The 25,227-nt window shown below is 63.5% G+C and carries 24 protein-coding genes and 2 pseudogenes; 17 read left to right on the top strand and 9 right to left on the bottom strand.

Going from position 1 to position 25,227, the window contains the following annotated elements; all coding sequences use genetic code 11:
* Nucleotides 1-93: 93 nt before the first annotated feature.
* From TS85_RS20640 to TS85_RS20655, 4 genes and pseudogenes are all read left to right on the top strand, one after another.
* A pseudogene (locus tag TS85_RS20640) lies at nt 94-609 on the top strand (TrbG/VirB9 family P-type conjugative transfer protein); the annotation flags it as partial.
* Nucleotides 606-1,805, top strand: coding sequence for a TrbI/VirB10 family protein (locus tag TS85_RS20645; protein WP_044334735.1), 1,200 nt, complete (start codon nt 606-608; stop codon nt 1,803-1,805). The pseudogene TS85_RS20640 and the gene TS85_RS20645, both read left to right, overlap by 4 nt.
* 9 nt (nt 1,806-1,814) lie before the next feature.
* Entirely contained in the window at nt 1,815-2,033 is a 219-nt protein-coding gene (locus TS85_RS20650) for a DUF2274 domain-containing protein (protein WP_044334737.1), read from the top strand.
* On the top strand, nt 2,030-2,251 hold the full coding sequence (locus tag TS85_RS20655) for a helix-turn-helix transcriptional regulator (protein ID WP_044334739.1): 222 nt from the start codon (nt 2,030-2,032) through the stop codon (nt 2,249-2,251). Before TS85_RS20650 ends, TS85_RS20655 begins: the two co-directional genes overlap by 4 nt.
* A gap of 292 nt (nt 2,252-2,543) precedes the next feature.
* Here TS85_RS20655 and TS85_RS20660 read toward each other — a convergent pair whose 3' ends face one another.
* Nucleotides 2,544-3,437, bottom strand: coding sequence for an AraC family transcriptional regulator (locus tag TS85_RS20660; RefSeq protein WP_044334740.1), 894 nt, complete (start codon nt 3,435-3,437; stop codon nt 2,544-2,546).
* 137 nt (nt 3,438-3,574) lie between these two features.
* Between TS85_RS20660 and TS85_RS20665 the strand changes: the two genes are divergently transcribed.
* Nucleotides 3,575-4,567 carry a saccharopine dehydrogenase NADP-binding domain-containing protein gene (locus tag TS85_RS20665; protein ID WP_227698559.1) on the top strand — a complete coding sequence of 331 codons (993 nt, stop codon included), beginning with the start codon at nt 3,575-3,577 and terminating at the stop codon, nt 4,565-4,567.
* A 42-nt stretch (nt 4,568-4,609) separates the two neighbouring features.
* Here the strand turns inward: TS85_RS20665 and TS85_RS20670 are convergent, their stop codons facing one another.
* The gene (locus TS85_RS20670; protein ID WP_044334741.1) at nt 4,610-5,506 is read right to left on the bottom strand and encodes an AraC family transcriptional regulator; all 897 of its coding nucleotides are present in this window, start codon (nt 5,504-5,506) and stop codon (nt 4,610-4,612) included.
* A 155-nt stretch (nt 5,507-5,661) separates the two neighbouring features.
* Here TS85_RS20670 and TS85_RS20675 point away from each other — a divergent pair, with 155 nt between their 5' ends.
* The 3 genes from TS85_RS20675 (at nt 5,662) to TS85_RS20685 (ending at nt 8,527) form a co-directional block, all read left to right on the top strand.
* Entirely contained in the window at nt 5,662-6,408 is a 747-nt protein-coding gene (locus tag TS85_RS20675) for an SDR family NAD(P)-dependent oxidoreductase (RefSeq protein ID WP_044334743.1), read from the top strand.
* Nucleotides 6,409-6,470: 62 nt separating this feature from the next.
* Complete coding sequence (locus TS85_RS20680) at nt 6,471-7,889, top strand: MFS transporter (protein ID WP_044334745.1); 1,419 nt, start codon at nt 6,471-6,473, stop codon at nt 7,887-7,889.
* Nucleotides 7,890-7,897: 8 nt separating this feature from the next.
* Nucleotides 7,898-8,527, top strand: a complete 630-nt coding sequence (locus TS85_RS20685) for a LysE family translocator (RefSeq protein ID WP_044334747.1) — start codon at nt 7,898-7,900, stop codon at nt 8,525-8,527.
* A 3-nt stretch (nt 8,528-8,530) separates the two neighbouring features.
* Here TS85_RS20685 and TS85_RS20690 read toward each other — a convergent pair whose 3' ends face one another.
* The 3 genes from TS85_RS20690 to TS85_RS20700 form a co-directional block, all read right to left on the bottom strand.
* The gene (locus tag TS85_RS20690) at nt 8,531-8,839 is read right to left on the bottom strand and encodes an antibiotic biosynthesis monooxygenase family protein (protein WP_044334748.1); all 309 of its coding nucleotides are present in this window, start codon (nt 8,837-8,839) and stop codon (nt 8,531-8,533) included.
* Nucleotides 8,840-8,882: 43 nt separating this feature from the next.
* A complete protein-coding gene (locus tag TS85_RS20695; protein WP_044334749.1) occupies nt 8,883-9,626 on the bottom strand; it encodes an SDR family NAD(P)-dependent oxidoreductase in 744 nt (247 codons plus the stop codon).
* 470 nt (nt 9,627-10,096) lie between these two features.
* Nucleotides 10,097-11,119: an IS110 family RNA-guided transposase gene (locus tag TS85_RS20700; protein WP_044329667.1), complete on the bottom strand. Its 1,023-nt coding sequence runs from the start codon at nt 11,117-11,119 to the stop codon at nt 10,097-10,099.
* Between the two features lie 104 nt (nt 11,120-11,223).
* Between TS85_RS20700 and TS85_RS25025 the strand changes: the two are divergent.
* A pseudogene (locus tag TS85_RS25025) lies at nt 11,224-12,169 on the top strand (IS630 family transposase).
* Between the two features lie 207 nt (nt 12,170-12,376).
* Here TS85_RS25025 and TS85_RS20715 read toward each other — a convergent pair.
* From TS85_RS20715 to TS85_RS20730, 4 genes are all read right to left on the bottom strand, one after another.
* Nucleotides 12,377-13,378, bottom strand: a complete 1,002-nt coding sequence (locus TS85_RS20715; protein ID WP_044334751.1) for an NADP-dependent oxidoreductase — start codon at nt 13,376-13,378, stop codon at nt 12,377-12,379.
* 30 nt (nt 13,379-13,408) lie between these two features.
* Complete coding sequence (locus tag TS85_RS20720) at nt 13,409-14,272, bottom strand: alpha/beta fold hydrolase (protein WP_044334754.1); 864 nt, start codon at nt 14,270-14,272, stop codon at nt 13,409-13,411.
* 48 nt (nt 14,273-14,320) lie between these two features.
* Nucleotides 14,321-15,145, bottom strand: coding sequence for an oxidoreductase (locus TS85_RS20725; protein ID WP_044334756.1), 825 nt, complete (start codon nt 15,143-15,145; stop codon nt 14,321-14,323).
* A gap of 97 nt (nt 15,146-15,242) precedes the next feature.
* Entirely contained in the window at nt 15,243-16,031 is a 789-nt protein-coding gene (locus TS85_RS20730) for an SDR family NAD(P)-dependent oxidoreductase (RefSeq protein WP_044334758.1), read from the bottom strand.
* Nucleotides 16,032-16,139: 108 nt separating this feature from the next.
* Here TS85_RS20730 and TS85_RS20735 point away from each other — a divergent pair, with 108 nt between their 5' ends.
* The 8 genes from TS85_RS20735 to TS85_RS20770 all read left to right on the top strand — a co-directional run bounded on the left by TS85_RS20735 (nt 16,140) and on the right by TS85_RS20770 (nt 25,216).
* Nucleotides 16,140-16,688: a TetR/AcrR family transcriptional regulator gene (locus TS85_RS20735; protein WP_044334760.1), complete on the top strand. Its 549-nt coding sequence runs from the start codon at nt 16,140-16,142 to the stop codon at nt 16,686-16,688.
* A 218-nt stretch (nt 16,689-16,906) separates the two neighbouring features.
* On the top strand, nt 16,907-18,013 hold the full coding sequence (locus tag TS85_RS20740) for a Fic family protein (protein ID WP_044334761.1): 1,107 nt from the start codon (nt 16,907-16,909) through the stop codon (nt 18,011-18,013).
* A 360-nt stretch (nt 18,014-18,373) separates the two neighbouring features.
* Nucleotides 18,374-19,531 carry a tyrosine-type recombinase/integrase gene (locus TS85_RS20745; protein ID WP_044334763.1) on the top strand — a complete coding sequence of 386 codons (1,158 nt, stop codon included), beginning with the start codon at nt 18,374-18,376 and terminating at the stop codon, nt 19,529-19,531.
* A 260-nt stretch (nt 19,532-19,791) separates the two neighbouring features.
* On the top strand, nt 19,792-20,082 hold the full coding sequence (locus TS85_RS20750; RefSeq protein WP_155006505.1) for a hypothetical protein: 291 nt from the start codon (nt 19,792-19,794) through the stop codon (nt 20,080-20,082).
* Nucleotides 20,083-20,393: 311 nt separating this feature from the next.
* A complete protein-coding gene (locus tag TS85_RS20755) occupies nt 20,394-20,828 on the top strand; it encodes a hypothetical protein (RefSeq protein WP_044334766.1) in 435 nt (144 codons plus the stop codon).
* The gene (locus TS85_RS20760) at nt 20,797-23,505 is read left to right on the top strand and encodes a phosphoribosyltransferase-like protein (RefSeq protein WP_044334767.1); all 2,709 of its coding nucleotides are present in this window, start codon (nt 20,797-20,799) and stop codon (nt 23,503-23,505) included. The genes TS85_RS20755 and TS85_RS20760 overlap by 32 nt, the downstream gene beginning before the upstream one ends.
* A gap of 596 nt (nt 23,506-24,101) precedes the next feature.
* Nucleotides 24,102-25,010, top strand: coding sequence for an ArdC family protein (locus tag TS85_RS20765; protein WP_044334769.1), 909 nt, complete (start codon nt 24,102-24,104; stop codon nt 25,008-25,010).
* Nucleotides 25,007-25,216, top strand: a complete 210-nt coding sequence (locus TS85_RS20770; RefSeq protein ID WP_044334772.1) for a sigma factor-like helix-turn-helix DNA-binding protein — start codon at nt 25,007-25,009, stop codon at nt 25,214-25,216. The genes TS85_RS20765 and TS85_RS20770 overlap by 4 nt, the downstream gene beginning before the upstream one ends.
* The last annotated feature ends 11 nt before the right edge of the window (nt 25,217-25,227 follow it).

Genomic DNA, 25,227 nt, shown 5'->3' on the forward strand with positions numbered 1-25,227 from the left:
GCGCTTCGGATGATACGCCCGAGAGTTCCGCGTCCTTGGATGCCAATATGATCCCAAGCGAGTCTGGGTAGGGCAAAGATCGTACGGTCCAAGATCGTAGCTGCCCTTACCTCGGGCCTCGCGACCAATCTCGTCGTGACGACGGATCGGCGGAGTTACCACCTCCAACTCACCGCAACGTCACATACAGCAATGGCCGCCTTGTCATGGACATACCCAGCCGACCAGCTGATCGCACTGCGCCGGGCAGCCGACCAGGCCGCAGCTGCGGCACCGGTCTCCGAGGGACTGGCGGTCGACAGCCTCCATTTCAACTATGCGATCAGTGGCGACGCACCTGCATGGCGGCCTCTGCACGCGTTCGACGATGGCCGGCAGACCTTTGTCGAGTTCCCCGCCAGCATCGCCGTCGGCGATGCGCCACCATTGTTCGTCGTCGGGCCGACGGGCGAGGCCGAGCTGGTCAATTATCGTGTCCGTGGCCGGTTCTATGTCGTCGACCGGATATTCGACGCGGCCGAGCTCAGGCTCGGCACCAGGAAGCAGCAGGTTGTCCGGATCGCGCGCATCGGTGACGGCACCCCCTCGCGAAAGGGGAAGCACTCATGAGCGAGGAATCCATTGCTACCGTCCCGAAGCTCGATCCCGAGACGTTGGCAATCCGGACCAAACCGGCGCGCGCGATCCGCTTTCGTCGCGGCTTCATCATCGCAATAGCCGCGCTCGGATCCGTCAGCCTGGTCGTCGTCGCATGGATCGCCCTGAAACCGCGCGTCTTCAGCGCGGTCCCGGATGCCCGAGAATTGTCGGAGCCGAGCAATCGTCCACCGACTGATGCTTTGAACGGCTTGCCCGCAACCTATGGCGACGCCCCGAAGCTCGGCCCACCATTACCCGGTGACCTAGGCAGGCCGATTCTCGAAAGCCAGCGCCGCATGGCAACGGAAACCGGCGTCGGCAATGATCCGTCGGGTCAGGACCAGACCCAAGAGCAGGAGCGAGAGCGGCAGCTGTCTGAGCTGAGGGCTGCTCGCCAATCCGGGGTGTTGGTGCAAGGACGCACGACCGCGTCGCCGATTGGAGCAGCCGACGCCGCAGCGACGTCGCCGGTACCAACGCAAGAGGCATCGGGTCCAGCTCTCGATCCGGACCGGGACCCAAACGCGCAGGCACGCAAGGCCCAGTTCGTCGGTGCGCTCGATCGCTCCGGGGACATCAATCCACACACGCTGACGGCGGCACCGTCGCCATACCTGCTCTCGGCCGGCAGCGTCATTTCGGCGAGCCTGATCACCGGCCTGCGCTCCGACCTGCCGGGGCTGGTGACGGCGCAGATAACGAACCAAGTGTTCGACAGCCCGACCGGTCGCATCTTGCTCATACCGCAAGGGTCGCGGCTGATCGGCAGCTACGACAGCGTCGTCGCATTCGGCCAGAAGCGCGCGCTGATCGTGTGGCAGCGGATCATGCTTCCCGACGGCAGTTCGCTCCGGATCGACAATGTCCCGGCCACAGACGCGTCCGGTTATGCCGGTCTGCAGGACAAGGTCGATTTCCATACATGGGCGCTCATCAAAGGCGTTGCGCTCTCGACCCTGCTCGGCGTCGGCTCGCAGCTGACGGTCACGGGGGAGAGCGATCTCGTCCAGGCAATCCGGGAATCGACGCAGCAGAACGTGCCGCGCGCGGGTGACCAGCTCATGTCCCGCAGCCTCAATATCCAGCCGACGATCACGATCCGGCCCGGGGCGACCGTGCTTCTGGTCGTCCATAAGGATCTCATCCTCGCGCCCTGGCGCGGTTAGGAGCACGTCATGCCCGAATTGAAACTGGCACGGCTGCCGGACAGGACTCCGGTCAAGCTGGCGATCACCGTCACGCCCGATCTGCACCTGATGCTGCAGCAATATGCTGCGCTCTATGCCGAGGCCTATGGCCGGGAGGAGTCCGTTGCCGATCTCGTGCCCGCGATGTTGGCGGCATTTCTCGAGAGCGATCGAAATTTCGTTCGCAGTCGCGCTGCCGCAAAATGAGCGCCGAGACGGAAGCGCCGGAACGGTTCGTCAAGCTCGACGAGGTCAAGCGCCGGGTCGGGCTTGGCAAGACGATGATCTATCGTCTGATCCAGGAAGAAAAATTCCCCGCTCCGTACAAGCTCTCGCCCTTCGCCTCGCGCTGGAGCGACCGGGAGATCGTCGCCTGGATCAACGACGTGAAGGACGGCTTCGAGGGGAAGAAGCGGAAAGTCTGACCGACGAGTTCGAAGGAGTGGCCCTCTATCGAACGCAAGCAGCAAATGGCTGAAATCCCGTTCGGGTCGTGGTTGGCCCGTCGCCACATACCCCGCCGCTTTCTAGACGCCTGTCAGCTGCCGACCCAGGCCCGGTCGTTCACATCCGCTTCGATGAACGTCCGGACCGGACAAAAGCCGCCAATCAGCCTTATGAAGCAGACCATTGGCAACGCGCCAACGCCCTGCCGTTCAGCGAAAATCGCTAATTTTGAAAACTGCGTAGGTAACCACATGATCACGACGAGCGCAGTTAGGCTGTTGCCGGTTGGATCGCCCGTACGATCTGGCGCGTGTCTTTCGACGGGGGCAGGCCGAAGAAGCGCGAATATTCGCGGCTGAACTGCGTCGGGCTCTCATACCCCACGCCGAACGCGACCGAGGTCGTATTGCCCTCGCCCGCGATCAGCATGTTGCGCGCGTGCAGCAGCCTGACGCGCTTTTGATACTGCAGCGGGCTGAGCGCGGTCACCGCCTTGAAGTGGCGGTGGAAGGCCGACACGCTCAGCGATGCCATCGATGCCAAGGTCTCGACCCTTAATGGCGTCGTGAAATTCTCGCGGATCCAGCGGATCGTTACGCCGATGCGCGACAGCGCAGTGCCGGGGGAGGCGATGTCGCGCAGCATCCAGCCATGCGGGCCCTGCAGCACGCGGTAGAGCAGTTCGCGTTCATAGGCGGGCGCTAGCGCGGGGATGTCGGCGGGACGGTCCATCAGGCGGAGCATCCGGACCCAGGCGTCGAGCAGCTCGTCGGTAACGGGGGCGACCGAGAAGCCCGAGTTGTACAGTTCGCCCCCGACAGGTTTGGGCAGATCGGCGAGCAGGTTGGCGACGATCGCGGGCTCGAGCGTCAGGCTGACCGCGAGATACGGCTCGCCGGCATCGGACGCGTGGACCGACCCCACCGCTGGCAGGTCCACCGACATCACGAAATAGGTCGCCGGGTCATAGCGAAAAATGCGCTCGCCAACGGTCATCGTCTTCGAGCCGGTCAGGATGAGGTTGATCATCGGACTATAGACCGCGGCGAGCTTGTGCTGGGGGATCTCGCCCTGGACCATGGCGACCCGCGGGATGCCGGTGGGGGTCGCGCGGTTTTGCGCGCGGGCGCAGAGGTCGCGGAGTTCATCGAGGGGTGTGGTCATGCGCCGTCCTACGCCACGCGCACCCGCCGACCAAGGCGCGAGCAGGATCAGGCAGGTTTCGTGGAGGATCGGATGCGCGACGCGGCCGGTGCGCGCTTATCTCGGATGCAGCCCGGAACTGCCCCGGAACAGGAGCAATGACCATGAAAACCCTGATGATCTACGGCGCCGCCGGCTATACCGGACGCATGGCCGCCATCAATGCGCGCTCGGCCGGCGTGGACGTCGTCGTGGCGGGCCGCGCCAAGGATGAGGCGAAGCTCGCCGCGCTGGCCGCCGAGATCGGCGCGCAATACCGTTTGTTCGCGGTCGATGACGTGCCGGCCACGCAAGCCGCGCTCGTCGACGTCGGCGTGCTGCTCAACACCGCCGGTCCATTCATGCGCACCGCCGAGCCGCTGATGCACGCGAGCATCGCCGCGGGCGTCCATTATCTCGACATTGCGGCCGAGCTCGACAGCTACCAGCTCGCCGAGACGCTGAGCGACGCCGCAACCGCTGCCGGCGTGATGCTGCTGCCGGGCAGCGGCGGCAGCGTGGCGATGCTGGGGTCGCTCGCCGCACATGCCGTCAGCCGCGTGACCAGGCCGGTCAGCCTGCGCATCGCGATGCACGTCGCCGGAGGATTTTCGCGCGGGTCCGCGGTCTCGGCGAGCGAGAATCTCAACACCGCGCTGCTTCGCCGCGTCGATGGCCAACTCGTCGCGCGCAGCACCGAGGTGCGCGACTTCGATTTCGGCAGCGGTCCGGCGACCGCCTTTCCGGTGACGCTGCCCGATCTGATCACGATCTGGCGCGACACCGCGATCCCGAACATTGAGACCTATGTGTACCTCACCGACGGTGGATTCCCGGAAGGCGATCTCGCGGCGATGCCCGACGGGCCGACGCATGATCAGCGTGAGGCCAACCGCTATCACGCCGCGGTCGAAGTAACCGGGGCGGACGGCCGCGTGGTTCGCTCGGTTCTCGACACCGTCAACGGCTATACGTTTACGACGATCGCCGCGGCGGAAGCGGCGCGCCGCGTGTTGGGCGGCGAGGCGCGTGCCGGCTTCCAGACGCCCGCCGGCCTATTCGGCGCGGGCTTTGCCGAGACGATCGCCGACACCAGCATCGTCGATCTCTGATACGACCGGCACCGGGCGGGGGCGAATGCGCCCGCCCGGTGCCTATTCCGCTGCCAGCAGGACATCGTCCTCGGCAGGCGCCGCCACCTTGAAGCGCGCCGCGTCGCGCCCGGGGGGCAGGCCGAACATGCGCGCATATTCACGGCTGAACTGCGACGCGCTTTCATAGCCGACCGCATAGGCGATCCGGCCGACGTCGTGCGTTTCGAACAGCAGCAGGCGGCGCGCCTTCAGCAGCCGCAGCCGCTTCTGATACTGGATCGGCGCCATCGACGTCACCGCTTTGAAGTGCCGGTAAAAGGCCGCGACGCTCATGCCGGTCATCCCGGCGAGCGGCTCGGCGTGGATGGGTTCGGCGAAATTGTCGCGGATCCAGTCGATCGCGGGGCGGACCTGCGACAGCCGGCTGTCGGCGCAGGCGACTTCGCGCAACTTGTCGCCCTGCGGACCGATCAGCACGCGGAACAGGATTTCGCGCTCGATCATCGCGGCGAGGATCGGCGCTTCGCCCGGCCGGTCGATCAGCCGCATCATCCGCAGCCACGCGTCGATCAGTTCGGGGGTCGCGGCCGATACGGCAAAGCCCGTCGGGTTCGGCGTCGTCCCCGCACTGTGCATCTCCGCCATCAACGCCGCGACAATCGTCGGATCGAGCTTGAGGCTCACCGCGAGATAGGGCTCGGTGCCGTCCGGTTGGACTTCGCCGGTCGCGGGCACGTGGACGGGCACGACGAAATAGCACGCCTCGTCGAAGCGCAGATTCTGCGCGCCGATCGACAGGCTTTTCGAGCCCTGCAGCACGAGGTGCAGCATCGGTTCGTAGACCTGATCGGCACAGCCTTCGGATCGCACCATCTGGACGCGGGGTATGCCGGTGTCGGTCCACCGGCTGCCTGCGCGCATCACGATGCCGCGCAACTCGTCCATCGCTGTTTTCATGAAGCCTAAGTGGTCCGACACGGATGTCGAAACAACCCGGACTGAGAAGATCAGGCAAGAACGGGAGAATAACCGGCATGGGATCGGCCCCCTTCGCCACCATCTTGGGAAGGCAAGCGAGGGACGCCGTCTCTCCCGTCACCAAGGACATCCCCATGAAACTCAATGGAAAAATCGCCATCGTCACCGGCGCATCGAGCGGCATCGGCGCCGGCATCGCCAGGGCGTTCGGCGCGGAGGGCGCGGTTGTCATCGTCAATTACATGGGCAGCAAGGACCGCGCCGACGCCGTGGTCGACTCGATCGTCGCAGCAGGCGGCAAGGCCGTCGCGTTACAGGCCGACATGTCGAAGTCTGCGGACGTCGTGCGGCTGTTCGATACGGTCGTCGCCGATCACGGCAAGGTCGACGTGCTCGTCAACAATGCCGGCGTCGCGGTGTTCGAGATGGTCACCGAGCTGACCGAGGACGCGTTCCACAAGCAGTTCAACCTGAACGTGCTCGGCTATTTTCTCGCCGTCCGCGAGGCCGTGAAGCATTTCGGCGAGGCCGGCGGCAGCATCGTCAACATCAGCTCGATCCTCAGCACGCACCCTTCCGCAGGCGGCAGCGTCTATTCGGCGACCAAGGGCGCGGTCGACAACATGACCTATGGGCTTGCGCGTGAACTCGGTCCCCGCAACATCCGCGTGAACGCGATCATGCCGGGCTATACCAACACGCCCGCCACCGATGGTGCATTCGTCGGCGACCTGCGCGATCGGCTGCTCGCCGAAACCCCGCTCGGCCGCGTCGGTGAGGCGGAGGATATCGCGCCGACTGCGGTGTTCCTGGCTTCGGACGATTCGCACTGGATCAGCGGTGAATCGATCCGCGTCACGGGCGGCGCGCGCGGCCTCTGATACTCGCGGGGCCGGGGGCGAAAGTCCCCGGCCTTGCCGTCCTTCGACAAGGGAATATCGCCATGCCAAGTTCGAACCGGGGGGACGCCGTCCCTGCGGACCGTCGTCGCGCGCTCGCGTTATGGACGGTCCTCGCGGCGCAGCTGATGCTCGCGATGGACTTCCTGATCGTCGTCGTCGCGCTGCCGCGCATCCAGACCGATCTCGGCTTCAGCGCCGCCGGACTGACCTGGATGCCCAACGCCTTCGGTCTGGCGTTCGGCGGCCTGCTGCTGCTCGGCGGCCGGCTGGGCGACATCATCGGGCAGGTCCGCGCCTTCCGGATCGGGCTCGGAATCTTCGTCGTCGCCTCGCTCGTCGGCGGCCTTGCACAAGCGCCGTCCGTACTGATCGTCGCGCGGGTGGTGCAGGGGATCGGCGCGGCACTCGCGGCACCGAGCGTACTCGCACTGGTGATGGTGATGGCGCGCGACGAGGCGGAGAAGGCGCGCGGGCTGTCGCTGTTCACCGCGGTATCCTCGATCGGCGCATCCGCCGGTTTGATCCTTGGCGGGGTGTTGACCGATTTCCTGTCGTGGCGCTGGGCGCTGCTCGTCAACGTGCCGGTCGGCATCGTCGTGGTAACGGCGATCGGGCGTCTCGTCGCGGAAACGCATCCTAGGCCAGCGCGGCTCGATATCGCCGGCGCGCTGACCGCGACCTTCGGGTCGGTCGCTTTGGTCTACGGCTTCATCAGCGCGGCGGGCGCAGGCTGGGCCAGCACGAGCACGATTGCTGCGTTCGTCGGTGCCGCCGTGCTGTTGACCCTGTTCTTCCGGATCGAAGACCGCCATCCGGCACCGTTGCTCGATCTCTGCCTGTTGCGGGACCGGTCGCGGCTCGCCGGTCTCGCGGTGATGGCGCTGGTCGTCGGCGTGCATTTCGCAACGCTGTTCCTTCTCGTCCAATATCTCGAGCGCGTGCTGGGCTGGACGCCGCTCGCCGCCGGGCTCGGCTATATGCCGCTCACAATCACGGTCTATGCGCTCAGCGCGTTTGCACCGCGGCTGATCGCGACCTTCGGCCCACGCGCGCTTTTGGTCGCCGGGAGCGCGATCGTCGCTGGCAGCCTTGCGGGCTTCGCCCTGCTCGGCGAGGGGGGCCGCTACTTCCCCGACGTCCTCGTGCCGCTGCTGATCCATGCCGTCGGCATCGCCTTCATCTTCGCGCCGGGCACGGTCGCGATCCTGCACGGCGTTCCCGACGAACATGCTGGCACCGCCTCGGGCCTGCTGCAGATGGATCAGCAGATCGGCGGCGCGCTCGGGATTGCGGTGATCACCACGATCTACGCGATTGGCGCGGTGCCCGATCGGTTCGCCTCGGGTCTGCCGGCGGCGTTTGCGGGCGGCGTGGTGCTCGCGCTGATAGCGGCGCTGGTCGCGCTCCGCGGAATCGGATCGCAGGCGTCGGCGGCTTCCGCCGCTGTGCGTTCGGTGTAGGATAGAGCATGGCGATCATCCCATCCCTGCTGGCCTTCTGTGCAGCTGCGATGTTGCTGACGATCACGCCGGGGCTCGACACGGCAATGGTCCTGCGCAGCGCGGTCGCGGGCGGCCCCCGCCAGGCGATCCTGACCGCGATCGGCATCGCAGGCGGCTGCCTTGCCTGGGGTGCCGCGGTCGCCTTCGGCCTCGGCGTCGTCCTGACCGCGTCGGCGCTTGCCTACGCGATCGTGAAATGGGCGGGCGCGGCCTATCTGCTGTGGCTCGGGGCAAAGCTGCTGCTCCACCCGAGGAACAGGGTCGTCGACGACACGGTCCCCGCGGTCGGGGCAGTCGGCCGCGGCGAGGCGCTGCGCCGCGGCTTCCTGACCAATCTGCTCAACCCGAAAATCGGCGTGTTCTACGTGACCTTCCTGCCGCAATTCGTCCCGCACGGGTATGATGTGGCGCTGTACTCATTCGGGCTCGCCTGCATCCATGTCGTGCTGGGCACCGCATGGTTCGCGCTCCTGATCGCGGTCACCGCGCCGCTCAATCGGCAGTTGCGTAAGCCCAAGGTGATTCGCATTCTCGATCGCATGACCGGCGGGATCTTCGTCGCCTTCGGGGTCAAGCTCGCGCTGTCCGCGCGCTGATCCTCAACGACGGATCACAACATGTCTGGCTTCGGCGATCGTCCAGGTGACGGTCGACTGGTCGATCGCGGCGTGGACGGGCGACGCGGCCATTTCGGTCGTCACGCCGTTGGCCGCGCGGTGCCCGGCCTCGACAGAGTCCCAGAGGAGCATGTCGACGACGACCCCGTCCTCGCGCAGGCAGATGTGGCGCGAGATGAAGCCCGGCTGGGTCTGCAGCCACGGATCGATGTCCGCATTGGCCGCGATGAAGGCGTCGAGCGTCAGACCGGGGGTGAGCCGGAAGGTGGTGATTTCGACGGCGGAGGGCATGGGCATAGCTTTCGTGGAAGGCGGAGACAGGCGAGACCCCGGATCAGACGACATAGCCGCCTGCGACCTCGATCGTCTGCGCATTGATCCAGCCGCTATCTCCAGACAGCAGGCCGGCGACGACGCGGCCGACATCGTCGGGCTCGCCGACGCGGCCTAGCGCGGTCTGGCCAGCGAGCAGCGCCTCGAACTCATCGTTCAGCCCGCCGCCGAGCTCAGTGCGGATCGGGCCGGGCGATACCGCATTGGCGCGGATGCGGCGCTCGCCGAACTCTTTGGCCATGTAGCGCGTCAGCACTTCGAGCCCGCCCTTGAACGCGGCATACGGCGCCACGCCGGCGGTGGCGACGCGCGTCGTCGCGCTCGTCAGGTTCACGATCGCGCCGCCATCCGCGATCAGCGGCAGCAACGCCTGGGTGAGAAAAAACGGGCCTTTCAGATGGACCGCGAACAGCCCTTCGAACTCAGCCTCGGTGACGGTGGCGATCGATTTGAACAGGCCATAGCCGGCATTGTTGACGAGATGGTCGAAATCGCTGCGCCCCCAGGTCGCGGCCAGCGCCGCCGCGACCGCCTGCGTGAACACGGGAAACGTCGCCGTGTCCGACACATCGAGCTTCAGCGCGACCGCCTTGCCGCCATTCGCTTCGATCGCCCGCACGACCGCATCTGCGCCATCGGGATGGCTGTTGTAGGTCAGGATGACGCCGCTGCCGCGCGCGGCGCACTGTAGCGCCGTGCTCCGTCCGAGGCCGCGGCTTGCGCCGGTGATGAGTGCGATGGTCATGCTGGGGGTCCTTGTTGTGTGGACCCTGATTACGACTATCCACCCGCCGCGGCTGCTGAGGTTCCTGTCGCGGTCCTGCCTATTCCTGCCTGTAGCAGCCATTTTCGATTGTTCTCTAAGAGAAAACAGTCGGCTTACGGCCTGATATTCACGTACGGAGCAGCAAGCTAGAGCGGTTTGTGATCTAACGGAATCGTAGGGATTCCCAAAGTGTTCGACTTCTGATTCATATGTGGACGCCCCCTTGGCAAGGGCATTTTGTCGGGATGGGTTTGATCGGTTGCTTTCATATGTCCGGCCTGTTTGTGCGGCATACGTGTTGCCGCTGGCCCTGATGGAAATCCGCCGGTGAGGTCCCTAAACAGGCTGCCGCGCGTTGAAGCGCATTGAATCAGACGGGTTGGTCTCACCATTGGCTCGATCGTTACTCATCATCGACTGCCATTACCATTTCGGGTGACCTGGGCTGATCAGGTCAAATTGGCGTAAGGGTGATAGGCCTCCTTGCGGGTCAGCACGACCCAAGCGATCCGAGCGAGTTTGTTAGCCAGGGCCACCGAGACGAGCCGGAAGGGCTTTTTCTCGGAGAGCTTCCTGATCCAGTCCGCCATCGGCGTTGGCTTATCCTTGACGTGGCGCATGACTGCGGTGGCTCCGACGACGAGCAATCGGCGCAGGTATCGGTCGCCCTGTTTGGAGATGCCGCCAAGTCTGGTTTTTCCCCCGGTTGAGTGTTGTTGCGGTGTCAGACCGAGCCAGGCGGCGAACTGCCTGCCTGAAGAGAACTGCTCGGCATCCGTAACGGTTGCAGCTATTGCTGTTGCCGTGATGATGCCGAGGCCGGGGATCGCGGCAAGTCGGCGACTGGCCTCGCTCTCGGTATGCCAAGCGGCAAGCTGCTGATCCAGTTCCGCAATCTCGGCGCTGACGGCCATGATCTGTCGGATCAATATCTCCAATGCCGTACGGGCGTAGGATGGCAAGGCATTCCTGTCAGCCATCACCTGCTCGGCCAGCTTGGCGAGGTTGCCAATGCCGGGGTTGGCAACGTGGCCCAGCTCGGCAAGATGCGCACGCAGAGCGTTGGCGAGCATCGTCCGTTGCCGTACGAGAAGGGATCGGGCGCGATGGGTCATAAGAATGCCCTGCTGCTCGATCGTCTTGACGGGTACGAACCGCATTGTCGGCCGCTGCACGGCTTCGCAGATCGCTTCGGCGTCTAGCGCATCGCTCTTGCCCCGCTTCACGTAAGCCTTGACGTACGATGGCGGTATCAGGCGGACTTCGTGGCCCATCGCTGCAAGCGTGCGAGCCCAGTGATGCGCGGTTCCGCAGGCCTCCACCGCGATCAGGCAAGGCGGCAGCTTCGAGAAGAAAGGCAGCATCTGCTTGCGGTGCAGTTTCTTCACCAGCACCGTGGCACCGCTCTCGTCGATGCCGTGTGCCTGGAATACGCTCTTCGCCAGATCGAGCCCAATCGTCGTGATCGTCATGCAAACGCTCCTCTTCCTCTCGGTTGACCGACCGGCAGCATAGCAACTGTCGGTCGGTGCGGGGGCGTCCACATCATCAAGCTGGCTATTGGAGGTCGGCAGGTATGACCAGAGCGTATTCGCAGGATTTGCGCGATCGGGTAATTGCGGCAGTTTAGGAAGAGGGTTTGTCGCGGCGTGAGGCTGCGCGTCGCTATCGGATCAGCGACGCGGCAGCGGTGCGGTGGCTTCAGGCGCTGCGACAAGGTCGGCGCGGTGCGCTGGCCCAGGGCGGGGACCGGCGTTCGCGCTTATCGGGGCATCGGGCCTGGCTGTTGGGGCTGATCGATGCGGAGCCGGACCTGACGCTGCTTGCTGTGGCTGAGCGACTGCTGATCGAGCATGGCGTGAAGGCGGACGCCGGGATGCTGAGCCGCTTCTTCACGAGCAACGGGATCAGCTTCAAAAAAAAGCGTCTACGCCTCCGAACAGCTCCGGCCTGACGTGGTGGCGCGGCGCGCGGCATGGCGGGCAATGCAGCCGATGCTCAGCGCCCAGCGCCTGATCTTCCTCGATGAGACGGGCGTCACCACCAACATGGTCCGGCGCTACGGACGCGGGCCACGTGGAAAGCGGGTCCGCGGCTATGCCCCTGCCGGGCACTGGAAGATAACGACCTTCCTCGCAGGCCTCACGAGCGACGGGATCGTCGCACCTTTTGTCGTTGATGAGCCGATGAACCGGGCGATCTTCACCCAGTATGTCCGCCAATACCTGGTTCCCGAACTCAACCCCGGCGATGTCGTCATCCTTGATAACCTCTCCAGCCACAAAGGCGCAGAAGCTGCGGCGCTGGTCGAAGCCTGCGGGGCCACACTGCTCTTCCTGCCCCCCTACAGCCCCGATCTGAACCCGATCGAAATGGTCTTCGCCAAGCTCAAACACCTGCTGCGGAAAGCCGGCGAACGCTCCCGAGAAGGCCTCTGGAACCGCATCGGCTCGCTACTCGACGACTTCCCGCCGCACCAATGCACAAACTACTTCAGGCACGCCGGGTACGCTGCGGTGTGATCACAAATTGCTCTAATTATCATGTAAACGTCGGCTGCTGCTAAAAGTCGTTGTTTGCCGCGATCTTCGCATGGCGGCTTCTACTAGAACCTGCCATCGCCATGTGATGGGCTGCCCGGCAGAGGCTCACCCACTTCTTGACGCTTGGTGTTCGGATAGCTCCCCAAACCGTGAGCCGTCTGCTCCGAAAGCGTGCTCCGCGCCCCGTCACAAAACTTGGACGACAACCTTTCCCTTGGCCCGCCCGGTTTCGACATAGGCAAGGGCATCCGCCGTCTGCGCGAAGGGGAAGACCTTGTCGACGACCGCGCGGATCACACCGGCATCGATCAGCTTGGCGATCTCCGCCAATTGCGGCCCATCGGCGCGCATGAACAGGAAGGCATAATCGACGCCCCGGCGCTTTGCCTTTTTCACGATGCCCCGGCTCAGCATCCGCATTACGAAGCGCAGTACCGGGTTCAGCCCCAGGGATATGGCAAAGGCAATATCCGGCGGACCCGAGATGGAGATCAGTTTCCCGCCCGGCTTGAGCACGTTCAAGGACTTTGCCAGCGTCTGGGCATCCTGGCTGTTGAGCACCAGATCGTACCCGGATAGCAGCTGTTCGAAATCCTGCGTCTTGTAATCGATCACCACATCCGCGCCGAGGCTCCTGACGAGTTCGGCATTGGCGGCACTGGTGGTGGTTGCGACGGTGGCGCCGAGATGCTTGGCCAGCTGAATGGCAAAGGTGCCGACACCGCCCGAACCGGCCTGAATGAACACCTTCTGGCCGGGCTGGACCTTGCCCAGTTCGACGAGCGCCTGCCAGGCGGTCAGGCCGATGAGCGGGATCGACGCGGCCTGTTCCAGGGAGAGGCTCGCCGGCTTCAGCGCAAGGTCCGAAGCATCCACCGCGATCATTTCCGCGAAGGTGCCGGCCCTGCCGTCACGCGGGCGCGCATAGACCTCGTCGCCCGGCTTGAACTGCTGCACATTGGCGCCGGTGCGGATCACCGTCCCCGCCAGGTCGTGCCCCAGAATGAAGGGTGGGCGATAGGGCAGGAACAGCTTGAACTCGCCGTCGCGAACCTTCGAATCGAGAAGGTTGATCGCGGTGGCGTGAATGCGAACCAGCACGTCACCGGCGCCGATCTCGGGATCGGGCATGTCGGCCAGACGCAGCGGGCCGTTCTTCTTGTACTTGTCGACGACAAAGGCTTTCACGTGCGGTCTCCAGCGTGGAATAGTGTCACGTCAGTCGGCGAGGAAATCCAGGGCTTTCGACACGAACTCGCGATGGTATTGGAAGATGCCGCCATGGCCGGCATCGGGGTAGATCACCAGTTCTGCATTCGGAATACGCTGCGCCATGTCCCGGCTGTTCGCGGTGGGCACCATGATGTCCTTGTCTCCATTGGCGACAAGAACCGGAATGCCGATACGCCCGAGATCCTGCGGGATCTGACGCCCCCAGGCCTTGATCGCGGCAAGCTGGCGCAGGAAAGCGCGCGGCGTCGGCGCCTTGTCCCGATCCGCCTTGCGTTCTTGCAAGCGCGCCAGGAAGTCCTTGGCCGCGCGGCGGCCATTGGCGGTGGCGGTGAAGAACAGATAGGTCTTCGGGTCGCGCGCCGTCAGCAACCCCTTGAGGATCAGCGGCCAGGAGATGGCGCCGACCCGATCAATGCCCACGCCCCCCGCAGGGCCGGTGCCGGTGAGGATCAGCTTGCGCACCAGGCCGGGCGCGTTGAGCGCGACATCTTGGGCCACGAAGCCCCCCAGCGAGAAGCCCAGCAGATCGACCTTGGTGAAGCCGAGCTTGCCGATGACGGCCTGCATATCGTGCGCCATCTCCCCCACGGTCATTGGCGCCGACCCACCGGAAAGACCGATTCCTCGATAGTCCAGCGCGATCACGTGGTGCGCGGCAGCGAGACCGTCGACAATCCGGGGATCGAAATTGTCCAGCACCGCGCCCCAGTGGTTGACAAGGACCAGCGGCGTCCCGCCGCGCGGGCCGAGTTCGCGGTAGGCGAACCGGATCTTGTCCACGGTCACGAAGCGGTTGGGGGCGTCGCGATAGTGGCTTGTCGATGCGGTCGGGAGGGGTGTGTGGGTCATGATGGGCCTGCTTTGCCCGCGCGCGGGCCGATGGGAGGACAAGGTCTTTCAGGCGATGTTGAACTGCTTGCGCAGGGTGCGATCGAACAGCGCGCGCGGCAGAAAGCGCCGGGCAAAGGCCGTTTGTCGCGCCGCCTTGCCCGAGGGGTAGCGCAGCTGCGGTTTGCTGGCCTGTGCTGCTGTGAGAATGGTCTCAGCGACCGCCTCCGCGGTATCGCCGCTCGCCATGGCTGCGTCGAACGCGGCCTGGTAGCGGGCGAATGTCTCGCTATAGTCGGCGATGGGCCGGTCACCGCGCGGCGAATTGGCTTCGATGGACGTCTTCGTCGCCCATGGCTCGATCACGGCGACGCGAATGCCGAAGGCGCGCACTTCATGGTCGAGCGATTCCGAATAGCCTTCGATGGCGTGCTTGCTCGCCGTGTAATGGGCGCCGAAGGGACCGGGGATCAGCCCCATGACCGAACCGATATTCAGGATGCGTCCACCGCCCTGGCGGCGCATGATCGGAAGCACCGCGTTCGTTACCCGGACAACGCCCAGAACGTTGGTGTCGAACAAGGCGCGGACCTGCTCGATCGAACTCTCCTCGGCTGCGCCGGAAATGGCATAGCCGGCATTGTTGACCAGCAGGTCAATGCGGCCGAGTTCGGCGTGCGCCGATGCCACTGCGGCAGCAACGGAAGCGTCCGATGTCACGTCGCACGCCATCATTCGAATGCCCTCGCGAACCTCCCCGGGCGTCGCCTTGCGGCTGGTGCCGATCACCCGGTAGCCCGCATGGCGGAGCGCCAGTGCCGCCGCTTTGCCGATGCCGCTGGAGGCGCCGGTCACGAATGCTGTCTTCGATGCTGTGGATGCAGAGGTCGCCATGGCTTTGGTCTCGATCTGGCGTACGGCATCGGCCGCGCTGCCGTTGGTTGTTAGGGATGCGGATGACGGGAGGATCGGCGCGCGCCCCGCGTGGTGCTCAGGCGGGCGTGCGATACCGTTCGGCAGGCAGGGCGTTGACGATGTTGCCGAGCATGGCCTTGCGCGCGCCATCGAATGCCTCCCACTGGCCGGCGTCGTGCAGCGGCGGGATGGTCACCGGTTCGCGGCGATCGAAGCCGACCAGGGCCGCATCCACCAGATCGCCCACTTCCATGACATTGCTCATCGCATTGACGTCGGCACCGACATGATCCCAGATCTCGGTGCGGGTCGTGGCTGGCAACACTGCCTGGATATAGACGCCCTTCGGCCCCAGTTCCTGCGCGAGGCCCTGCGACAGAAACAGAACGAACGCCTTCGTCGCACCATATACCGTCATGCCGAATTCCGGCGCGACGCCGACGACCGACCCGATGTTGATGATCGCGCCCTCGCCGGCTGCGGCCAGACGCGGAGCAATCGCGCGGGACAGCCGAACGAGCGCGGTGGCGTTGAGCGCGACGAGCCGGGTCATGGCATCGACGTCCTGGTCGAGGAAGGTCCCGCCGATCGCCGCTCCGGCATTGTTGACCAGGATCCCGATGCGCGCATCGTCGCGCAGCCTGGCCTCGACCGTGGCAAGGCCCGTCGCCTGGGTGAGATCGGCCGGCAGGATGTCGATCTTCACGCCGGTTTCCTCGCGCAGGCGCACCGCAAGCGCCTCCATGCGCGTCGCATCGCGCGCGACCAACACCAGAGCGTGGCCGCGACGGGCGAAGCGCTCGGCATAGCTGGCGCCGATGCCGGTGGAGGCGCCGGTGATCAGGACTGCAGGAATTTGCGTCATCGGATTGCTCTTTCGGTCGAGGGCCTTATATTCATGACCATCATCATGATTGCCTAAATATGATGGCCGTCATCTAAATGTCAACGGCTCGCGCGGAGAAATTTGAACATGAAGGTCAGCCGAGAGCAGATGGCGGAAAACCGTCGCCGGATTCTGGAGGCCGCTGGCGCCTTGTTTAAGGACAAGGGGTTTGAAGCGGTCAGCGTTGCAGAGGTGATGAAGGCGGCAGGCCTCACCCATGGTGGCTTCTATGGCCACTTCCGCTCGAAGGACGATCTCGTGGCGCAGGCGCTGGCGCACGCGCTCGCGGCGGACAGTTTCGACGAGGGCGGGTTCGGCGACTTCGTCCGGGCCTATCTGGCGCCGCGGCACCGGGACAATCCGGACAAGGGTTGCCCGACCGCGGGTCTCGCCGCTGCCATTCGCCACCAGACGCCGGCAGCCAAAACGGCCATGACCGAAGGGCTGCGTACGCAGATCGCGCGCATCGAACAGGCGCTGCCGGCGTTGCCCGCAACCGAAAAGCGCAGCGCTGCGATCGGCAGCTGGGCGGCGATGGTGGGGGCCGTCATCCTGGCCCGGGCGGTCGACGATCCCCAATTGTCGGACGAGGTTCTCGAGCAGACGCGGGCATGGATCGACACCTGCGTCAGGTAGATTTGAGCGCGTCGCCGACTACAGAACCCGCCCGTAACGTGTCCGCCGGGCCTTTACGTCGTTGGGACACGATCCTGGCGCCTGTCCGAACCGCTGGAGCAAAAGCGATATCGGTCGTGCGGAGATTGGAGCGACAATCTCCGCATAATTTGCGTAGATTTTCGTTGGCTCTGCGGAGAATATGCTGCACCTTCTCCGCGAAGGGTGCGGAGAATGCGGTGTTATATATTCATCAACAGAACGGTTGGCCTCACTTCCAATGGAAGCAGGGCGAACTTGCCGAAAAGCTGGCGGCGGTCAGTCGTACGCAAGGGCGGCTGATTGGCCGGATGGAAGCCCTCGGACTGAAGCTCCGTGCCGAAGCGGTGCTTGAAACCCTCACCGAAGAAGTCACCAAGTCCAGCGATATCGAAGGCGAAACGCTTGACCGCGAGCAGGTGCGCTCATCGCTCGCTCGTCGCCTCGGAATGGATGCCGCGGGCCTCAAGACCCCTGACCGAAATGTCGAGGGCGTGGTCGAAATGATGCTCGATGCAACACAGAATTACGCCGCGCCGCTTACTGCCGAACGCCTCTTCGGCTGGCATGCTGCACTGTTTCCGACCGGCCGCAGCGGCATGAGCCGCATTGTGGTTGGTGCCTGGCGCACCGAGCAATCCGGCCCGATGCAGGTCGTATCCGGCCCATATGGCAGGGAAAAGGTGCATTACGAAGCGCCGAACTTCGACCGCCTCGATGGCGAGATGGCGGCTTTCCTCGATTGGTTTGAGAACGGCCCCGCAATCGATCCGGTTTTGAAGGCAGCGATTGCGCACCTCTGGTTCGTCACCATCCACCCATTCGATGACGGCAATGGCCGCATCGCGCGCGCGATCGCGGACATGGCCCTGGCGCGATCCGAGAACAGCCCGCAACGCTTCTACAGCATGTCGGCGCAGATCAGAGTGGAACGCAAAGGCTATTACGACATCTTGGAGACGACGCAGAAAGGCGACCTGGACATAACTGGCTGGCTGCGTTGGTTCCTCGCTTGCCTCGATCATGCGTTCGCGGGTGCGGGCACCGTCCTTGAGAACGTGATTAGGAAGGCCCGTTTTTGGGAAGCGCTGGATGGCGAGAAGTTGAATGATCGCCAGCGAGCAATGCTCAATCGCCTGCTGGATGGGTTCGAGGGCAAGCTGACTTCATCCAAATGGGCGATGATCACGAAGACGTCACAGGACACCGCTTCGCGGGACATCAACAACTTGGTTGCGCGAGGAATCCTGCGTAAAGATGAGGCGGGCGGTCGCAGCACCAGTTATTCGCTGGCTGAAAGCACTTGATAAGGACTTGAAATATTGCCATTGTATGGTGGGTTCGAAGGAGAGCCCAGGAATCGAACTGAGCTGACAAGCGATTGATTTCATAAGAGAAAGTTTTTTGGCCTTTGCGGGGTATATTCCGAGGTATCGGAAAAAATCTGGATAGATCAGGAATCACGGCACGAGAGCCACTTGGCGCCTGAGTTCGAATCCCTCCCGCTCCGCCACCTTCGCCCTTTTTGGGCCTCCCCAAACCCGCTGAAAACTGCTAGAAAGCCGCAGAAATCAGCGGTTTTTTCGTTCCGCTGCGTTTCACTCGATCCGACACGATCTCACGCGAAGTGTGGGGAAAAGTGTGGGGAAGAATGAGGTGGAGGTGGCATGGGTAAGCTCACTGCGCTCAAGATCCGGTCATTTTCCGAGCCCGGTCGCTATTCCGATGGGGATGGTCTGTTTCTCGAAATCAATGGCAAGGGAGCAGCCAGCTGGATCCTCCGGGTCCAGAATAATGGAAAGCGGCAGGATATCGGGCTGGGCTCCTCAAAGGCAGTTTCGCTCAAAGAGGCTCGGGAAGCCGCCTTCGCTACTCGCCAGAAGATCGCGCAGGGCATCGACCCCGTCGCTGAACGGAAGCAGGAGCGGCAGGTCATTCCGACGTTTCGCAAGGCCGCCGAGATGGTCCACGAGGAACACGAAAAGGCCTGGAAGAACGGCAAGCATCAGAACCAGTGGATCGCGACGCTTAAAACCTACGCCTTCCCCAAGATGGGTGATCGGTTGGTCAGCGAGATCGAAGGGCCGCTGATCCGCGATGTGCTGGCGCCGATCTGGCTGTCAAAGCCGGAAACTGCGCGCCGCGTCCGGCAGCGCATCGGCACGGTTCTCGACTGGTCATACGCACGCGGGTTTCGCGCGACCGAAGCACCGATGCGTTCGCTATCCAAGGGGCTGCCTCGCCAGCCCAAGAAGGACAACCATTTCGCGGCTCTGCCCTATGCTTCGGTACCGGATTTCATTGAGAAGCTGAGCGCGCGTGAATCGGTGGGCCGCGTAGCGTTGGAAGCGCTGATCCTGACGGCCGCGCGATCAGGGGAAATCCGGGGTGCGACCTGGTTAGAACTCGACCTGGAAGCAGCGTTGTGGACGATCCCGGCTGAACGGATGAAAATGGGGCGAGTGCACGTCGTGCCTCTCGCACCCCAAGCGGTGGCCGTGTTTGAGCGCGCCAAGAAGTTCAAGGCTGGCGCTAGCGACTTGGTGTTCCCCGGTCAGAACGTGAAGAAGCCGCTCTCGGACATGACCCTCCTCAAGATCCTACGGGATATGGAGCTCGCGGTGACCGTGCACGGGTTCCGCTCGGCATTCCGTGATTGGGTTGCGGAGCAGACCGACTATCCGAACGAGATCGCAGAGGCTGCGCTTGCCCACACCGTGTCGAATAAGGTCGAGGCCGCCTATCGCAGGACGGACTTTCTCGACAAACGCCGGCTTCTCATGCGTGACTGGGCGACGTTCTGCACGAAATTGTTTCCTCATTAGAGGAAGACCGCGAGAAGGGGGAAGCCACTTGGGTTTCACCTGATGCGCGGAGAAATATGGTTGGTAATTCCAGCGTAAAACCTCGTCTCTCCGGGATATTATGATGAAAGATATGAAATATTACTGCGGCGGTGTGGCATGTATGCGCCTTGTCACCACTATTAGCTCGGCCGAGCACAAAGCATTGCCTTCCTCAAAGGCGGCCGCTTGTGGCTGAAGAGGTCCAAATCGGTTGTTACCTCCGTCCCCACGAGGGGGATATGCTCGACAGATATGCCCGTGAGCTGGAGCTATCCCGACCCAAACTCTGCGCCTTATTGATATTGCGCTCAGTTCGGTTGGATCAACTTGGCTCTCTTAACCGCGACTATGCTCGCCCCGAACCCAAGAAGAAGGCGATACGCATCACGGCCAGAGTGGGGAAAGAGCTCAAGAATCGTTTCACGGCCGCGGCAGCCAGACTCGGTCTGGGCAGCGACGAGGCGGCCGCGATGGTCTTCCGTGCCGAGCTGGAGGAGCGCTGGCTTGAGAAGATGATAATATCAAGATAGGAATCGTGCTTGATTCCCGCCTTCCCTAAGCGCATGGTATCTCCACGGCACCATGCTGCACGCAAGTTTAAATGTTCTCTTTATGTTCTTGTCGTGTTAAAGGCCCTTGAACGGTTGTCGCAGCACGATGCGGCCCGGTCCGATATGAGCCGAACGGATCTGCGGCTTGCTTGCTCGGAGGGGGCCGGCATGGCAACGATAGGTGGCCAGCTCCTGACGCGATTCGTCTGGAGCGCGGGTCCCATTACCGGATCAACTGGGAGAAACGGGCAATCCGGCTCGTTGATCTCGCTCGCGCCAAGGAGGTCTTTATGACGACTCAGGAAGCAACGCTGGTGACCGCGACGGAGTTCGTGACCGATATCCTGTGCGAGCTCGCGCTTCACGACGTCAAGAAGCTGCGCCTGGTCGACACGATGCAGGACAGGCGCTTTGAAAAAGCATACGAGATGCTGCGTGAGCAGCGAAGCAGGCTCAACATCGCCCTCGATTTTTCACTGGCTACAAATCCCTACCACGGGGATTCGAGCACGCTCCGCGAAGCCATCTACGGGCTTAGGGAGCAAGGGGTCGTCTCTATCAACAATCCCAGCTTCAAGACCGTCGAGGTACAGGTTGATCGCGACGACGCTGACTATTTCTTGACCAAGTCCTCCATTCCTCGCCACGTAGTGACCCAAATCGTGAATTGCGTGTTCATAGGGGAGGGTATGGATGGCCAACAGCGGGTTACTTCCGCGAATTAAGGTTTTTGCGGAGCAGTTCGCGGAGAGGAGCCTATCCCCCTACCTTGTCCGCCTAGAGCGGCCGGGTGAAATCGGCGTAGGGCACAAAGAAATCAATGATTCCGTGTGGGGCACTGTGAAGGTCAGCCCCCTGGAGGTCGTTGTCATAGATAGTCCGCTGCTCCAGCGGCTCCGGCTGATCCGGCAGCTAGGAGTCGTGCATTGGGTCTATCCTGGAGCTTCTCATTCGCGCTTTGAGCATACGCTCGGCGTGCTCCACCAGGCGCAGCGCATCGTCACCGCAATCAACCAGGCGTCGATTGGCAGAGACACTCAGCCAATCGACGCTAGGCAGGAGCAGCTAGTCCGGCTCTGTGCTCTTGCTCACGATATCGGTCACGGTGTGTTCTCGCACGTTTCAGAGCACGCCGTAGCCCGCAGGACAGACCTGCGGCTCGCCTTGGCCGACTTTGCCGCAGACATTGGCGTGGACAAAGTCCAGCTAAGCGAACTCGTCGCCCACGACGTCGTCGGGTCGCCCCACTTCAAGAAGATGCTCGAACTTGCTTTCGATCGGTTGGGGAACGTGGCGACTTATGGCGGCGGGTCAGCTGGCAGCGCCGAGGAAATCTCCAAACTAATGCGACACGCAATTGTCGGGCACCGCATCGACACGCGCGTGCCGCTCCTGCACGAAATAATTACAGGTCCGTTCGATGCCGACAAGCTCGACTACTATGTCCGCGACGCGCAACATGCAGGCGTGCCAACCGTAGTCGACATTTCCCGCCTGCTTCAAAAGATCGTTCATAAGCGCACGCTCATGAAGGACGTACCTGAGGATATAAAGAAGACGCTACCCGAGGGGCAAGACAGCTGCGAGCTTTTCGGCCTCAAGGCGTCAGGCGCCGCAATGCTGGACGAACTTCACCTCGCGCGCGTTCTTCTATACTCCAAAATCTACCGCCAGAAAAAAGTTCAGGCAATTGAGGCGATGATAGACGCGCTCTTCGGCGCACTTGGACGTCTGCCCGACCTTGACCCCGTCAAGCTGATCGAGTTTTGCTACCGCTTCAGCGACGATCAACTGGTTGTCTCCACAGCTGATGACGTCTTCCGCGCTCTGGCGGTCACAGACGCTCCGGACCCCATTAGGACGTTCGTAGACGATCTGCTCGCTCGGCTCAGGGACCGGCATCTTTACGTCAACTCCCTAGCATTGGTGGCGACATACCCGAACGATCCTTGGGCGTCGGAGAAGCCGCAGGAACGGGGCCTCAAGGTTCTTGCTCAAGATTGTGCAAACGGTCAGAAAGTCGCAGCGCTTCAAGCTGAGCTGGCGAATGAACTAGCGAGTCTCGCGGCTGCGATTCCGGAGGAGATCGAGGGCGTTCCGACCGACGTACTCGAAATGAGCGTAGTCATAGCTGCGAAGCCGAAGCTGTCCGGCGGCACGGAAATCGATCGAGCGCTCATCCTACAGGGGGACAGGTTTGTCCGGGGCCGCGACATGGACCGCATGAACCAAGCGGGCTGGGTCGACGCATACCACTTCGGCCAACCCCACTCGCTCATATTCGCACCGAAAGAGGCCTCAGTCGCCACGTACGTGGCCGCCGAGAGACTCATTCGACGCAAGTACGACGTCGTCCTGCCGCCGTCGGCAATTAACATAAGCAAGCAGAACCTCGAAAAGGTCACCGCCCTTAAACTTAAACTTGAACGCACCGGTTGGTATTCGGGCGTCGCGATGGACATACGCCCAAAGCCTAGGCGCCTCGCCAAGGCAGACATAAACGACCGGATTGCGGCTCTCGCGACGAAACTCGAAGCGATTGACGAGCCAATCGTTGATAACGCCCCGCGCCGGCCAGTGGTCATGACGGACAGGATCAGGAGTTGGCTTGCCCAATACCGCGAGGATGACGCAATTGAAGGTGCGTTGGACGCCATCGAGCGCATCCGAATTCTCTCTCGTGAGGAGAGCCAAGGTGCTCTCCGGGGATTAATTGAGCGAAATCCGGAGTTTAGAGGCGCGACTATCGTCCCATTCGGGGACCTCAAGGACAGCGGCGCCGTCCAAGCCTATCTTTCACAGGATCTACGGAGCATATTCCCAGAGGTCCACCCATTGTCCGAAGCGGTCAACCGAGGCGGCGACAAGCCCATCGTCTTTGTAGACGACTTCATAGGCTCTGGCTCGCAGGCGAGAGACATCATCGGCAATTGGTTCGACGACGAAGAGCTCCGTCAGGAGCAGCTTGGCGAGGCAAGGCTGCCTTTCCAGGATCGGGAGCGTAAATTTCTGACCGACAGACCGGTGGCGTTTGCGTTCGCCACAGGTTGGGACATGGGGCTGAAGGCGATCGAAGAAGCTGCCACCAAGGTGGGAATGCGACCAACGGTCCACACACACGTCCCCGAGAGCGAAATCCCATTCGCCTTCACAGGAGAAAACAGGCCCGAAAGCTCGCTCGCCTTCGAACGAGCGAGTCGCGTTATCGGTGAAGCCCTCCTCGCCTCCCGTGGCAAGGATGCTGACAAGCAGCGCGACCGCGCGCTTGGTTATGGCAATCGCGCCATGCTGCTTGCGTCTCGGTTCAACATCCCAACGCAGACGCTAACATCGCTCTGGATGGACGGGATGAACGACGGCGTGGAGTGGCACGCACTTATTCGGCGTAGGAACAAGTCATAGTCGCACTAGCGCGTCTCACGCCTTTGGCGTGAATGCGCTCGCACGCCGCTGCGCGGCGCCGAGTCGGCGTTCCCGTCTCGGCCCTTCGGGTTTTGATCGCGGACGCTGGCGATCCTGCGGATCGGCGGCCGGCAAGTGCCGGCAGCGGAACGCGGGTGCGGTGCGCGCGCTGGCGCACGCCTGCGGCGACACCAGGGCGCGCATGTTGTTGGTGCCCGCGTGGCACACTTGCCCGGGCGGGGCGCGCGGGCGGCGGCTGGCGCGCGCACGCTGCCCGCGCAAGGCCCACCCGGTTGCAAAGGTACGGTTCTTGTCCGGGCGCCGATGGCGCCCGGCAGCGCGGTCGCGCTGACAGGATGGTCGCCGCGCGGACGCGCGGCGGCGTTGGTGCGCCGGCACACGGAAAGGACGGGGGGAGCGTCGCTTCCCTGTAGTCCTGCCGCGGCATGCCGCAAGCCGGGCGGTGCCCGGCTCCTCCACGTTGTTTCGGCCCTCCGGGTGCGGCCTGCCTTCCTCGGCAGGACTGCCGGTTCGCTCCTGCAGCTCCCCCCGCCCTTCCGGCGCCGGTTGCGGTGTTTTGGAAGGAGGAAAGGACCATGGGTGTCAGGAGTGAGAACCGTACAAGCCTCTATGCCGAGGTGACGGACCGGGTGATTGCCGAGCTGGAACAGGGGCGGCTGCCCTGGGTGCAGCCTTGGGATGCTGCGGCGTGTGGCTGTGCGATGCCGGCCAATGCCGTAACCGGGCGGCGTTATTCGGGGATCAATGTGCTGATCCTCTGGGCGGCGGTGATCGAGGGGCGCTATGCCTCGCAGCGCTGGCTGACCTTTCGGCAGGCGCAGGCGGCGGGCGGGAGCGTGCGGCGCGGCGAGCGGGGCACGACCATCTGCTATGCGGATCGATTCACGCCGAAGGACGAGGCCGAGCGGGCGCGGGATGAGGACCGCGAGGCGCGGCAGCTGGCGTTTCTCAAGCGGTTCACTGTCTTCAACGTCGACCAGTGTGAGGGCTTGCCCGAGCGGCTGGCGGTGGTGGAGCAGCGCGCGCCGGTGGCCGAAGTCGACCGGATCCCCACTGCGCATGCGCTGATGGAAGCATGTGGCGCCGATATTCGGATCGGGGGCGGGGAGGCCTATTACAGTCCGTCGGGGGACTATGTCGCGGTGCCGCCGCAGCTGGCCTTTTACAATCGGATCAACTGGTATCGCACCTTGCTGCATGAACTTGGGCACTGGACCGGGCATGGCTCGCGGCTGGACCGCGATCAGTCGGGGGCATTTGGCAGCGCCGCGTATAGCCGGGAAGAGCTGGTCGCGGAAATGACGAGCGCGTTCACCTGCGCGTCGCTGGCGATCCGACCGACCGTGCGGCACGCCGATTATGTCGGCAGCTGGCTGGCGGTGCTGCGTGAGGACGAAAAGGCGATCTTCCGGGCGGCGAGCGCTGCCAGCAAGGCGGCTGACTATCTGCTCGGTTTCGTCCCGGACGGGGAGGCGGGGCAATGATGCGCTGGCTTCGTCTGCGGCGGATGCGTCGCGCCTTTCGCGCAATGCCCGAGCGTGATCGGGCTATCTTCGGATCGGTGCGGTTCGATGACCGGAATTACGTCGAAACGGCCGAGTTGCATGGCTGCACGGGGGAAGAGGTCGAGCACACCATTGCCCGCGTGCTGATCGCGCTCGGCCGGGCGGAGCGGGGCGAACAGTCATGAGCGATGCGACA

Origin of the sequence: Sphingomonas hengshuiensis, from assembly GCF_000935025.1 — a bacterium.
Classification (GTDB): domain Bacteria; phylum Pseudomonadota; class Alphaproteobacteria; order Sphingomonadales; family Sphingomonadaceae; genus Sphingomonas; species Sphingomonas hengshuiensis.